We start from the raw sequence: 12,988 nt of genomic DNA on the forward strand, positions 1-12,988 counted from the left end.
CTGGCTCCCTGAGGTTAAAGCGCGTTCTGTTTACGCAGGCTGATCTTTTGCACAATATCGCGATAGGTTTTTTCATCCAGCGAATAGCAGGCGACAAACAGGGCGCTGAGGGCAAACATCGCGCCGGGAAATAGCGTCATCAGTACGTTAATGCCGTTAATCGCGCTGGCGGTGATATTGCCCGCGTCATAGTGATAATAGTCCAGCATCCATCCCGCGCAGCCGCCGCCGATGGCCATCGCTATTTTAGTGATGAAATTAAAAAAGCCGTAAATTGCGCCTTCGGTACGCACCCCATGGTGCCACTCGGCATATTCCACGGTATCGGCAATCATTGACCACATTGAAACGAAACCCATCCCCAGCGTAATACTATACAGACACACGCCGGTCATGATCAGCCAGATATTGTCGCCGGCGATAAAATATTGCATCAGTACGCCCACCACGCCGATTAACAGGGCCACCAGCGTCATTTTCTTTTTACCTATCAACGCAATAATTTTTTCCGAAATAACGGTACCGACAATATAAGCCGCCGACTGAATCATAAAGAAGGTGGAGGTAAAACCTTCGCTACCAATGATATATTTGATAAAGTAAATAGCGATCGCCATCCACACGGTATAGGCAATATAAAAAAAGACGGTGAACATGGAGAGGTTAATTAGCGGCGCGTTCCCTGCCACCGCCTTCAACATTTCCCGCAGCGTCGGCGCCGGAGTCTGTTCCTCTTCTTCGCCAACGCGCTCTTTGGTCATCCCGAAACAGGCAAGGAACAAAAACGTCGCCAGCAGCGCAAAGCAAGAGACGGCGAAGACATAGCCCAGCTGTTTATCGCTAAACGGGGAAATCAGCCTATCCGCGGTGGTGGACACAATCAGATAGCCAACAATCGCCAGTACAAACCGGTATACCGACAGCGATGAACGGGAGGCTTCATGCTGGGTTAAACGGTTGGTCAGCGCCGAGTAAGGCGTATTCACCGCCGTATAGGCCAGGCAATAAATAGTATATGAAATCAGTGCGAAGTAGAATTTGGCCTCACCGCCGAAAGGCACAAAGCAGAGCACCGTCAGAAAGCCCAGCGGAATGGAACCATACAATAACCATGGACGAAGTTTACCGTAACGGCTGTGGGTTTTATCGATAGCAAAACCAATCACAATATTAAAGGCCGCATCAACCACGCGGGCAATAACAAAGATCAGGCTCGCCTGTACGGCGCTAATCCCGTAAATATTGGTATAGAAAAAAAGTAAGAATAGAGAAACAAAGCCGAAGGATAAATTAGAGGCGAAATCGCCAAATCCATAACCTATTTTTTCTTTAACGCCGATAACCACATAGCTTGCCGATAGTTTTCCTGCTGTTTCCATTTTAGGCTACCTGTTAATGTAATCAGTGGCGTCAGTATATGGCGTAGCCAGGCGCATCGCTTTGCGTTATTTGTCCGGGGATTTCCCGTTTTTTGTCTTTATGCAGAAGTGTGAAAGGAGTCACAAGAGAGAAAATTCCGGCGGCGACCGCCGGAACTGGAATAATTAACCGTTACCGTTATTACGGCTGCTGGAACGACGGTTGTTATTATTATTGCTCACCTGGCTGTGGCGCTTAACCGCGCGGCGAATCTGATTTGCCTTCATGCGACGGCGATCTTTTTCGACGGCGACCTTAGAGGTGGTTTCCGGCGTAAGCTCGACCAGCTCACGCAGGTAGTTGGTTTGCGCCAGGTCCAGCTCGGTGTAGCCGCCGCGCGGCAGGCCTTTCGGCAGCAAAATATCGCCGTAGCGCACGCGGATCAGGCGGCTGACCTGTACGCCAACGGCTTCCCACAGGCGACGGACTTCGCGGTTACGCCCTTCGGTCAGCGTGACGTTGTACCACTGGTTAATCCCTTCACCACCGGTAAACTTGATGGTTTTGAACGCCGCCGGGCCGTCTTCCAGCTGTACGCCGCGAGAAAGCTGGCGCAGCTTGTCATCGTCAATCTGGCCAAACACGCGCACCGCGTATTCACGTTCCACTTCGCGGCTCGGGTGCATCAGGCGGTTCGCCAGTTCACCGTCGGTGGTAAACAGCAGCAGGCCGCAGGTGTTCACGTCCAGACGACCGACGGCAATCCAGCGCGCGCCGCGCAGCTTTGGCAGACGATCGAACACCGTCGGACGCCCTTCCGGGTCGTTGCGGGTACAGAGTTCGCCTTCCGGCTTGTAGTAGGCCAGCACGCGGCAAATCTGTTCCGCAGACTCTTTCACAGAGATCAGGTGGCCGTCGATGCGAATTTTTAAACCCGGGACAATTTCAACGCGATCGCCAAGGGTGGCGATTTTGCCATCGACGCTGACGCGGCCAGCTTCGATTTTGGCTTCGATTTCACGGCGGGAGCCGTGGCCAGCGCGGGCCAGCACTTTTTGTAATTTCTCGCTCATTGAGCTTCCTTAAGGTGTCGCCTTCCCAGGCGTCTGGTATACTTCGAAAAACAGGGCGTTAGCAAAATAATATTCTAACACCATGTTCTGTATATATATTTTGCATCAAGGCGTATCATGTTTTGCGCCATTTTAGCGACCACAGTAGAGACACGTCTTCTCGCGTGGGCGAACATGGTACACGAACTTTAAGATCAATGCTTCTTCGCATTACGAGGATAGCACAACTTACCATCCGCCTCCGCCGCCGCCTCCTGCTCCGCCGCCGGAAAATCCCCCGCCGCTGCCGCCGAGACCAAAAGCGCTGGCGGATCCACTATTCAGATGCGCCTGCAAGGTCAAAAACGCCCCGGATCGGGCTATCTCCGGCGCCTTAATCGCCGCCGCCAGGGATGGAGCCAGGCGATTGGCCCACGCCTTACCCAACCCTGCGGCTACCGCCCAGCTAAGCAATGAAATATCCAGGTAACGGGATTCGCCTTTGCGCCGTGGGCCGCTGTGCGTTGCTGCCTCCAGCCGTCCAAGATAACGGATGACCCCTTCAGCTCTGGCAAAGCGCTGCTGGCCCAATTGCGTAAGCTGCGGGAGCAGGCAAAAGCCCAGCGCGGTGATATAACCGGACAGGCACCAGGCGCTGAAGTATCCGGCGGGCATATACCATTGAAAGAGTGAAAAACCCATTTTCGCCCATAGAAACAGAAAAATCAGGCCGCCGCCGATAAGCGGCCACAACACCGTCGCCATTAGACGCTTGCGAATTGGTTTGCCGGGATCGCTATCGCTCAGTAAAAATACGCTGCTAAAGAGAAGCGGAATAACGAAGAAAAGACCCGCAAACCAATCCGCAGTTAAGGTTCTGGCCGTCCAGCCCAGACTCTGCGCATTAGCGAGAATCTGAGTCGCAAACATCGCCACAATACCGCATAACAGGAAGCTCAAAGGCCGATAGCCCGCGCCCTTATGCTGCTGACGATAGTATTTATCCATTCGCTTAAACGCTTTGCGCAGCGTTCTGTTGTAGCGCCCCTTGAGCTCCACTTTATCGCTCTTATGAAACAGCAGATCCATCAATAGCTGCTCTTCCTGGGTCGGAATATCGCCTGTGTGAATTGCGCCAGAACGTACCCGAACCAACGAGCATAGCATTTCATCGCCCGGCACATTCTCCAGCGCCACCCGCCCCTTCACAATCAGGTTGGTCACATCGGCGCAAAAACCTTTATCGTCGTACGTTTGCTTCGCCGCCATACGCAAATAGCCTGGAGAAAATTCCCTAGACATTGACGTCAGCACCGGCACGTCAACCGGAGTAAAACGCGGCCTGCGCAGCCATAAAAACAAGAAATAACCCGCCATTAATCCACAGGGGATCCACACGCTTAAAGACGATAACGTGGGGATAAAAAGATGCGGGAGTAGATGAGTCGCCTGCGGCTCTGCGGCATCAGGCAACAGCGCACGAGGCCAGCGATAGAGTACGGTAAAATCCTGCTGGTAGAAGGGTTCGCGGGACTCAATGCACCCATCCGGCAGAAGGTGGCCATTTTTTAACCTTTCGCCATCATCGCCGGTAAAAAAGTCGATCTGCCTGAACGGGTCCCCTTGCGCATCCGCTAGTTGCAGCGCGAAGCGAACCTGGAATATTTCGAACGACCAGCTGGCGCCGGTGACATTCCAAATAAGCACATCATCTTCGTCATCGCGGATAAACGCGTTGCTGACCTGATAGTGCACCTGGTAGCGATAATCGCCTTCCGGCAGAAAAGTTTGCTCATCGCCGACTACGATCCTCATCGTCCCCCGGTGCCAGAGCAGATGCCAGGGCTCGGGTTTGCCATCGCGGGTCACGCCGATCACATGGTACGTCAGCAGGGCCGCGTTGCCGTCCGGCCGCACCCACATACGCGGAAGATCGCGAAAGAAACCGTGTTTGATCTGCCTGTTGCGCGCCTGGAAGTGAAGGTTTTCTCGCACGTCCAGCACGCCGTCCTGGCGCATGGTAGCCTGAACGTCAAACAGAGCGATAGCTTCTTGCCAGGGGGATAAAACCTCAGAATGCGCAGGGCTGAACGGCACGCTGAACAGCCACAGCAGAAGAAAAAAGCGACAGATTAATGTCCATTTCACGACGATTCCTTCCTTGGAATAAAAAACAATTACAGGAACGGCGTCACGTCCCCGACGCCTTCACGCACTACGACCGGCGCGTCTTCGGTAAGATCGATAACCGTGGTCGGCTGCTGGCCCAGATAGCCGCCGTGAATAATCAGGTCCACCTGCTTCTCCAGACGATCCTTAATCTCTTCCGGATCGGATTCGGTAAAGTCGCTTCCCGGCAGCATCAAGGAAGTGGAAAGCATCGGCTCACCCAATGTTTCCAGCAGCATTTGCGCAATCGGGTTCGACGGCACGCGCATCCCGATAGTCTTACGCTTCTCCTGCAACAGGCGGCGCGGGACTTCTTTGGTGCCCTTGAGGATAAAGGTATAGTTACCCGGCGTATTGTTTTTAATCAGACGAAAGGCCACGTTATCGACGAATGAATAGGTCGATAGCTCGGACAGATCGCGGCACATCAGGGTAAAGTTGTGGCCGTTTGGCAAATTACGGATCCGACAAATCCGCTCCATCGCGCCTTTATCTTCAATTTTACAGCCTAAAGCGTAACCGGAGTCGGTCGGATAGACGATGACTCCGCCTTTACGCACAATGTCCACCGCCTGGTTAATTAACCGCGCCTGGGGGTTTTCCGGATGGATATAAAAAAACTGACTCATACTTCCCTCTCAATTTTGTTCTACGGCCACTTCCCAACTGCGCCAGATCCCTTCAACGCCCGCGGGCAGCCAAAGTTTGCGGCCCAGTTCGATCCATGGGCAGGGCTGATGAAAATCAGACCCCTGCGAGGCATCCAGGCCATACTGCACGGCGTAAGCGGCAAGCTGAGCGCGCTCGTGCGGCGCCTGTTGACACTGCGCCACCTCCATCGCATCGCCGCCCTGTTCGCTAAAGTGGGCCAACAGACGTTTTAACCACTTGGCGGAAAGGTCATAGCGCCCGGGATGGGCAATGACCGCCTTACCGCCAGAATGATGAATGACATCAATCGCTTGTTTTATTGTACACCACTGAGGCGGAACGTAACCGGTTTTCCCGCGCGCCAGATACTTCTTAAAGACGTCAGCCATATTGTTGGCATAGCCGGCCTCCACCAGAAAACGGGCAAAATGGCCGCGCGTCACCGCACCGCCGTCCGCCAGCTTCAGCGCCCCTTCCCAGGCCCCCGGGATCCGCGCTTTTTCCAGCCGTTCAGCAATCTGCTGGCCCCGCATCTGGCGACGCGCTTTCTGTTCATCGAGCAGCGCGGTCATTGCCGGATGGCCGATATCGATATTCAGTCCGACAATGTGAATTTCATGATTTTCCCACAGCGTGGAAATCTCCACCCCGGTAATCAGCGCCAGCGGTAAACCGGCGCGTTCAATTTCAGCCTGAGCCGCGGGAATCGCCGCCACGGTATCGTGATCGGTAATCGCCAGGGTGCCGACGCGCATCTGGTGCGCGCGATGGACAAGTTCTTCTGGAGTCAGTCGCCCGTCAGAGGCAATGGTATGGCTGTGCAGGTCGTAAATCACTGCGTAATTGGTGTTGCTCAAGATGACTCCTGCTGGACATGAACCTGTACCCGTCATACTTTAAGTCACAGGCAGATTGACTGTGATTCTGCAGCTTAAGTGATTAAGGATATCAATAAGCGCATCATCATACCGACAGAGAGAGAAAATCTGCAAACAGGGGTTGACATTAATCTCTCGGACTAGTTAACTAGTACGCAAGTTCACATGAAGGGGTATCAACGATGAAAACGCAATTTATCACTCTGCACGGCTGGTGGCGCACCTCCTGTTATCGGGCGGCGTGATCGCGTTTTGCACTCAGCATACAGATACCCGGCCCGCCAATGAGCGGGCTTTTTATTGGACAAATTATTATAGCGAACAGGCGACAACAATAATGCAAACATCAAAACCGGCACTCGAGCTTCTCACCAGCGACGCCATCTATCGGGAAAACCCCACCGCATTGTTCCACCAGATCTGCGGCGCGCGTCCAGCCACCCTGCTGCTGGAATCCGCTGATATTGACAGCAAGGATGATTTAAAGAGCCTGCTGCTGGTGGATAGCGCCCTGCGCATTACCGCACTTGGTGACACCGTCACTATTCACGCATTGTCCGCCAACGGTACGGCGCTGCTGGAACTGTTGGATAGCGCCCTGCCCTCCGGCATCAATAATCAGCGTCAGCCCAATAGCCGGGTATTAACCTTTCCCCCGGTCAGCGCGCTGCTAGATGAAGACGCCCGCCTGTGTTCACTCTCGGTATTCGACGCTTTTCGCCTGCTGCAGGAACTGGTTACCGTTCCGCAGGACGAGCGCGAAGCCATGTTCTTCGGCGGCCTGTTCGCCTATGACCTGGTCGCCGGTTTTGAAGACCTGCCATCGCTGGAAAGCGACACCGCCTGCCCGGATTACTGCTTCTATCTGGCGGAAACGCTGCTGGTTATCGATCATCAGACCAAAAACACCCGTATCCAGGCGAGCCTGTTTACGCCGCTGGAAAGCGAAAAGCAGCGTCTGCTGCAGCGCATCGCTCAGCTTCGCCAGCAGCTGAACGAGCCGCCGCTGCCGCTGCCGGTAACCACGGTAGCCGAGATGCGCTGCGACTGCGACCAGAGCGACGAAGAGTATGGCGCCGTGGTGCGTAAAATGCAGCGCGCCATTCGCGCGGGCGAGATTTTCCAGGTCGTGCCGTCGCGCCGCTTCTCGCTGCCCTGCCCATCGCCGCTCGCCGCTTATGATGTGCTGAAGAAGAGCAACCCGAGCCCGTACATGTTCTTTATGCAGGACAACGATTTCACCCTGTTCGGCGCGTCGCCGGAGAGCTCTCTCAAGTATGATGCCACCAATCGCCAGATTGAAATCTACCCGATCGCCGGTACCCGACCGCGCGGCCGCCGCGCGGATGGTTCGCTGGATCGCGATCTCGACAGCCGCATTGAGCTGGAGATGCGCACCGACCATAAAGAGCTTTCCGAGCATCTGATGCTGGTCGACCTTGCGCGTAACGACCTCGCGCGCATCTGTACGCCGGGCAGCCGCTACGTCGCCGACCTGACCAAAGTCGACCGCTACTCCTTTGTGATGCACCTCGTCTCCCGCGTGGTTGGCGAGCTGCGCCGCGATCTTGACGTGCTGCATGCCTACCGCGCCTGTATGAATATGGGCACCCTCAGCGGGGCGCCGAAAGTGCGCGCCATGCAGCTTATCGCCGCCGCTGAAGGCAAGCGTCGCGGCAGCTACGGCGGCGCGGTGGGCTATTTTACCGCCCACGGCGACCTCGATACCTGCATCGTTATCCGTTCCGCCTACGTGCAGGATGGCGTCGCCACCGTCCAGGCGGGCGCCGGTATCGTGCTCGACTCCGTTCCCCAGTCAGAAGCGGATGAAACCCGTAATAAAGCTCGCGCGGTGCTGCGCGCTATCGCCCAGGCCCACCACGCGAAGGAGATTTTCTAATGGCCGACATTCTGCTGCTCGATAATATCGATTCTTTTACCTATAACCTGGCAGACCAGCTGCGTTCGAACGGCCATAACGTGGTGATTTACCGCAACTCCGTCCCGGCGCAGGCGCTGATTGAGCGCATCGGCACGATGAAAAACCCGGTACTGATGCTCTCTCCAGGGCCGGGGACGCCGAGCGAAGCGGGCTGCATGCCGGAGCTGCTGATCCGCATGCGCGGCAAACTGCCGATTATCGGTATCTGCCTCGGACACCAGGCGATTGTCGAAGCCTACGGCGGCTACGTCGGCCAGGCCGGCGAAATCCTCCACGGTAAGGCTTCGAGTATTGAACATGACGGACAGGCGATGTTTGCCGGTCTGAGCAACCCGCTGCCGGTGGCCCGCTACCACTCGCTGGTGGGTAGCAACATTCCGGCGGGGCTGACCATCAATGCCCACTTCAACGGCATGGTCATGGCGGTGCGTCACGATGCGGATCGCGTCTGCGGCTTCCAGTTCCACCCGGAGTCGATTCTGACCACCCAGGGCGCGCGCCTGCTAGAGCAAACCCTGGCCTGGGCGTTGCAGAAGCTGGAGCAGACCAACACCCTCCAGCCAATTCTGGAAAAACTGTATCAGGCCGAAACCCTGAGCCAGCAGGAGAGCCATCAGCTGTTCTCAGCGGTGGTGCGCGGGGAAGTGAAACCCGAGCAGCTGGCCGCCGCGCTGGTGAGCATGAAGGTGCGCGGTGAGCATCCGCAGGAAATCGCCGGCGCCGCCACCGCGCTGCTGGAAAACGCCGCGCCGTTCCCGCGCCCTGATTATCTGTTTGCCGATATCGTCGGTACCGGCGGCGACGGCAGCAACAGTATCAATATTTCGACCGCCAGCGCGTTTGTGGCCGCCGCCTGCGGCCTGAAGGTCGCGAAACACGGCAACCGCAGCGTATCGAGTAAATCAGGATCTTCCGACCTGCTGGCGGCGTTCGGTATCAATCTGGATATGAATGCCGATAAATCTCGCCAGGCGCTGGATGAACTGGGCGTTTGCTTCCTGTTCGCCCCGAAGTATCACACCGGTTTCCGCCACGCGATGCCGGTCCGTCAGCAGTTGAAAACTCGCACCCTGTTTAACGTGCTTGGGCCGCTGATCAACCCGGCCCACCCGCCTCTGGCGCTGATTGGCGTTTATAGCCCGGAGCTGGTGCTGCCGATTGCGGAAACCCTGCGCGTGCTGGGCTACCAGCGCGCCGCGGTGGTGCATAGCGGCGGAATGGACGAGGTGTCGCTGCACGCGCCGACGGTGGTCGCGGAGCTGAACAATGGCGAAATCAAGAGCTACCAGCTGACCGCCGCCGACTTTGGCCTGACGCCTTACCATCAGGAGCAGCTGGCAGGCGGCACGCCGGAAGAAAACCGTGACATTCTTACGCGCTTACTACAAGGTAAAGGCGAGGCCGCTCACGAAGCCGCCGTTGCCGCCAACGTCGCCATGCTGATGCGTTTACATGGATACGAAGATCTGAAGGCCAACGCGCAGCAGGTCATCGATGTGCTGCACAGCGGAGCGGCCTATGACAGAGTGACCGCATTAGCGGCAAGAGGGTAAATAATGCAGACCGTTTTAGCAAAAATCGTGGCCGACAAAGCGATTTGGGTAGAAGCCCGCAAACAACAACAACCGTTAGCCAGTTTTCAAAATGAAGTGGTACCGACGCAGCGCAATTTTTACGACGCCCTCGCCGGAACCCGCACCGCGTTTATTCTCGAGTGCAAAAAGGCCTCGCCATCAAAGGGGCTGATCCGCGATGATTTTGACCCGGCGGCCATCGCCGGCGTCTACAAGCACTACGCCTCGGCGATCTCGGTACTGTGCGATGAGAAATATTTCCAGGGCAGCTTCGACTTTCTGCCGATCGTCAGCAAGGTCGCGCCGCAGCCGATTTTGTGTAAGGACTTCACCATCGATCCTTACCAGATTTATCTGGCGCGCTACTACCAGGCCGACGCCTGCCTGCTAATGCTTTCGGTGCTGGATGACGAACAGTATCGCCAGCTCTCCGCCGTCGCGCATAGCCTGAACATGGGCGTGCTGACCGAAGTGAGCAATGAAGAGGAGCTGGAGCGCGCGATTGCGCTGAAGGCGAAAGTGGTCGGCATCAACAACCGCGATCTGCGCGATATGTCGATTGACCTCAACCGTACCCGCACCCTGGCGCCTAAGCTCGGTCATGAGGTCACGGTGATCAGCGAGTCCGGTATCCATACCTACGCAGAAGTGCGTGAACTAAGCCACTTCGCCAACGGTTTCCTGATTGGCTCGGCGCTGATGGAGCACGCCGATCTGAACGCCGCCGTGAAGCGCGTGCTGCTCGGCGAGAATAAGGTCTGCGGCCTGACCCGCCCCCAGGATGCCCAGGTGGCGTATGAATCCGGCGCGATCTACGGCGGCCTGATTTTTGTCCCGACGTCGCCGCGAGCGGTGAATGACGCTCAGGCGAAAGCCGTCATCGATAGCGCGCCGCTGAGCTACGTCGGCGTGTTCCGCAATACGCCGGTGGCGGAAGTGGTCGCCCGCGTGGAAAATCTGAGCTTAGCCGCGGTGCAGCTGCACGGCAGCGAAGACCAGGCCTATATTGATACCCTGCGCGCCGAACTTCCGGCGACGGTGCAAATCTGGAAGGCCCTCAGCGTCGGCGAAACCCTACCGCAGCGCAATCTGCATCACGTCGATAAATATGTATTCGACAACGGTCAAGGCGGCACCGGCCAGCGTTTCGACTGGTCGCTGCTGCAAGGTCAGGACCTGCGTAACGTTCTGCTGGCAGGCGGCCTCGGCGCCGATAACTGTGTGGAAGCCGCCAAAAGCGGCTGTGCCGGACTCGATTTTAATTCAGGCGTAGAGTCGCAGCCGGGTATTAAAGATGCCAGCAAGCTGTCCTCTGTATTTCAAACGCTGCGCGCATATTAAGGAGCAATAATGAGTACTTTACTGAACCCCTACTTTGGCGAATTCGGCGGGATGTACGTTCCGCAGATCCTGATGCCCGCCCTGCGCCAGCTGGAAGAAGCGTTCGTCAGCGCGCAGAAAGACCCGGCATTCCAGGCTGAATTTACCGACCTGCTGAAAAACTACGCCGGTCGCCCGACGGCGCTGACCAAATGCCGTAACCTTACCGAAGGCACCCGTACCACGCTGTATCTCAAGCGTGAAGACCTGCTGCACGGCGGCGCGCATAAAACCAACCAGGTGCTCGGCCAGGCGCTGCTGGCGAAACGGATGGGCAAAACGGAAATTATCGCCGAAACCGGCGCCGGCCAGCACGGCGTGGCCTCTGCGCTCGCCAGCGCCCTGCTCGGCCTGAAGTGCCGTATCTATATGGGCGCTAAGGACATCGAACGCCAGTCGCCGAACGTTTTCCGCATGCGCCTGATGGGTGCGGAAGTAATCCCGGTACATAGCGGTTCTTCTACCCTGAAAGACGCCTGCAATGAAGCCCTGCGCGACTGGTCCGGCAGCTACGAAACAGCCCATTATATGCTCGGCACCGCTGCCGGTCCGCACCCGTTCCCGACCATCGTGCGTGAATTCCAGCGCATGATTGGCGAAGAGACCAAAGCGCAGATTCTGGAGAAAGAAGGTCGTCTGCCGGATGCGGTTATCGCCTGCGTCGGCGGCGGATCGAACGCCATCGGCATGTTCGCCGACTTTATCGACGAAACCACCGTTGGCCTGATTGGCGTGGAGCCCGCGGGTCACGGTATTGAGTCCGGCGAGCACGGCGCGCCGCTGAAGCACGGTCGGGTGGGTATCTACTTCGGTATGAAATCGCCGATGATGCAAACGGAAGAGGGACAGATTGAGGAGTCCTACTCCATCTCCGCCGGGCTGGACTTCCCGTCAGTGGGGCCGCAGCATGCGTATCTGAACAGCATTGGCCGCGCCGATTATGTGTCGATTACCGATGACGAAGCGCTGGATGCCTTTAAAGAACTCTCCCGCCATGAGGGGATTATCCCGGCGCTGGAGTCCTCCCATGCCCTGGCGCACGCGCTGAAGATGATGCGTGAAAACCCGGAAAAAGAGCAGCTGCTGGTGGTTAACCTCTCCGGCCGCGGCGATAAAGACATCTTCACCGTACACGATATTTTAAAAGCGCGAGGGGAAATCTGATGGAACGTTATGAGACGCTGTTTGCACAACTTAAAGCTCGCCGGGAAGGCGCGTTTGTTCCCTTCGTCACCCTCGGCGATCCGAATCCGGAACAGTCGCTGAAAATTATCGATACCCTGATTGAAGCGGGCGCCGACGCGCTGGAGCTGGGCATCCCCTTCTCCGACCCGCTGGCTGACGGCCCGACGATTCAGGACGCCACCCTGCGCGCTTTTGCCGCAGGCGTCACGCCCGCCCAGTGCTTTGAAATGCTGACGGCGATTCGTCAAAAGCATCCGACCATCCCAATCGGCCTGCTGATGTACGCCAACCTGGTCTTCAGCCCGGGCATTGATGAATTCTACGCCGCGTGCGAACGCGCGGGCGTCGATTCAGTGCTGGTCGCCGATGTCCCCGTGGAAGAGTCCGCGCCGTTCCGCCAGGCCGCGTTGCGCCATAACATCGCGCCGATTTTCATCTGTCCGCCGAATGCCGATGACGATCTGCTGCGCCAGATCGCCTCTTACGGTCGCGGTTATACCTACCTGCTGTCGCGGGCGGGCGTGACCGGCGCGGAGAACCGCGCCGCGCTGCCGCTGCATCATCTGATTGAAAAACTGGCCGAGTACCACGCCGCGCCGCCGCTGCAGGGTTTTGGCATCTCGGCGCCGGAGCAGGTGACCGCGGCGATTGACGCAGGCGCGGCCGGCGCGATTTCCGGCTCTGCCATCGTCAAAATCATTGAGCGTAACGTGAACGACCCGCAGGCTATGCTCGCCGAACTGAAAGCCTTTGCGCAAAGTCTGAAGGCCGCCACCAAAGCAGCCTAAGCGCGTCCGC

10 protein-coding genes and 1 other annotated feature are annotated in these 12,988 nt (G+C 57.1%); of the genes, 5 read left to right on the forward strand and 5 right to left on the reverse strand.

What is annotated here, in order from left to right; translation table 11 throughout:
- Window positions 1-14: 14 nt before the first annotated feature.
- The 5 genes from ACE3MN_RS15235 to rnm form a co-directional block, all read right to left on the reverse strand.
- On the reverse strand, window positions 15-1,379 hold the full coding sequence (locus ACE3MN_RS15235) for an MFS transporter (protein WP_004139545.1): 1,365 nt from the start codon (window positions 1,377-1,379) through the stop codon (window positions 15-17).
- 165 nt (window positions 1,380-1,544) lie between these two features.
- Complete coding sequence (gene rluB, locus ACE3MN_RS15240) at window positions 1,545-2,432, reverse strand: 23S rRNA pseudouridine(2605) synthase RluB (RefSeq protein ID WP_004121268.1); 888 nt, start codon at window positions 2,430-2,432, stop codon at window positions 1,545-1,547.
- Between the two features lie 228 nt (window positions 2,433-2,660).
- On the reverse strand, window positions 2,661-4,559 hold the full coding sequence (locus ACE3MN_RS15245) for a DUF2207 domain-containing protein (RefSeq protein ID WP_375364089.1): 1,899 nt from the start codon (window positions 4,557-4,559) through the stop codon (window positions 2,661-2,663).
- Window positions 4,560-4,588: 29 nt separating this feature from the next.
- Entirely contained in the window at window positions 4,589-5,209 is a 621-nt protein-coding gene (locus ACE3MN_RS15250; protein ID WP_004121270.1) for an L-threonylcarbamoyladenylate synthase, read from the reverse strand.
- 9 nt (window positions 5,210-5,218) lie between these two features.
- Window positions 5,219-6,088 carry an RNase RNM gene (rnm, locus tag ACE3MN_RS15255; protein ID WP_004121271.1) on the reverse strand — a complete coding sequence of 290 codons (870 nt, stop codon included), beginning with the start codon at window positions 6,086-6,088 and terminating at the stop codon, window positions 5,219-5,221.
- A gap of 227 nt (window positions 6,089-6,315) precedes the next feature.
- Window positions 6,316-6,411: a sequence feature (Trp leader region), on the forward strand.
- Between the two features lie 35 nt (window positions 6,412-6,446).
- On the opposite strand from rnm, the gene ACE3MN_RS15260 reads away from it, so the two are divergent.
- From ACE3MN_RS15260 to trpA, 5 genes are read left to right on the forward strand one after another with little or no spacing between them, the layout of a single operon-like run.
- On the forward strand, window positions 6,447-8,009 hold the full coding sequence (locus ACE3MN_RS15260) for an anthranilate synthase component 1 (protein ID WP_004139552.1): 1,563 nt from the start codon (window positions 6,447-6,449) through the stop codon (window positions 8,007-8,009).
- Complete coding sequence (gene trpD, locus ACE3MN_RS15265) at window positions 8,009-9,604, forward strand: bifunctional anthranilate synthase glutamate amidotransferase component TrpG/anthranilate phosphoribosyltransferase TrpD (protein WP_024359433.1); 1,596 nt, start codon at window positions 8,009-8,011, stop codon at window positions 9,602-9,604. Before ACE3MN_RS15260 ends, trpD begins: the two co-directional genes overlap by 1 nt.
- A 3-nt stretch (window positions 9,605-9,607) precedes the next feature.
- Window positions 9,608-10,966, forward strand: coding sequence for a bifunctional indole-3-glycerol-phosphate synthase TrpC/phosphoribosylanthranilate isomerase TrpF (gene trpCF, locus ACE3MN_RS15270; protein WP_049085461.1), 1,359 nt, complete (start codon window positions 9,608-9,610; stop codon window positions 10,964-10,966).
- A 9-nt stretch (window positions 10,967-10,975) separates the two neighbouring features.
- On the forward strand, window positions 10,976-12,169 hold the full coding sequence (gene trpB, locus ACE3MN_RS15275) for a tryptophan synthase subunit beta (RefSeq protein ID WP_004139553.1): 1,194 nt from the start codon (window positions 10,976-10,978) through the stop codon (window positions 12,167-12,169).
- On the forward strand, window positions 12,169-12,978 hold the full coding sequence (gene trpA, locus ACE3MN_RS15280; protein WP_004121283.1) for a tryptophan synthase subunit alpha: 810 nt from the start codon (window positions 12,169-12,171) through the stop codon (window positions 12,976-12,978). Before trpB ends, trpA begins: the two co-directional genes overlap by 1 nt.
- The last annotated feature ends 10 nt before the right edge of the window (window positions 12,979-12,988 follow it).

Origin of the sequence: Klebsiella grimontii (assembly GCF_042137965.1) — a bacterium.
GTDB lineage: Bacteria > Pseudomonadota > Gammaproteobacteria > Enterobacterales > Enterobacteriaceae > Klebsiella > Klebsiella grimontii.

Excerpts from the sequence above, each read along its gene's own strand:
- ACE3MN_RS15260 (WP_004139552.1), top strand. The coding sequence starts at position 6,447 with ATGCAAACATCAAAACCGGCACTCGAGCTTCTCACCAGCGACGCCATC.
- rluB (WP_004121268.1), bottom strand. The coding sequence starts at position 2,432 with ATGAGCGAGAAATTACAAAAAGTGCTGGCCCGCGCTGGCCACGGCTCC.
- trpCF (WP_049085461.1), top strand. The coding sequence starts at position 9,608 with ATGCAGACCGTTTTAGCAAAAATCGTGGCCGACAAAGCGATTTGGGTA.
- trpB (WP_004139553.1), top strand. The coding sequence starts at position 10,976 with ATGAGTACTTTACTGAACCCCTACTTTGGCGAATTCGGCGGGATGTAC.
- trpA (WP_004121283.1), top strand. The coding sequence starts at position 12,169 with ATGGAACGTTATGAGACGCTGTTTGCACAACTTAAAGCTCGCCGGGAA.
- trpD (WP_024359433.1), top strand. The coding sequence starts at position 8,009 with ATGGCCGACATTCTGCTGCTCGATAATATCGATTCTTTTACCTATAAC.
- ACE3MN_RS15250 (WP_004121270.1), bottom strand. The coding sequence starts at position 5,209 with ATGAGTCAGTTTTTTTATATCCATCCGGAAAACCCCCAGGCGCGGTTA.
- ACE3MN_RS15235 (WP_004139545.1), bottom strand. The coding sequence starts at position 1,379 with ATGGAAACAGCAGGAAAACTATCGGCAAGCTATGTGGTTATCGGCGTT.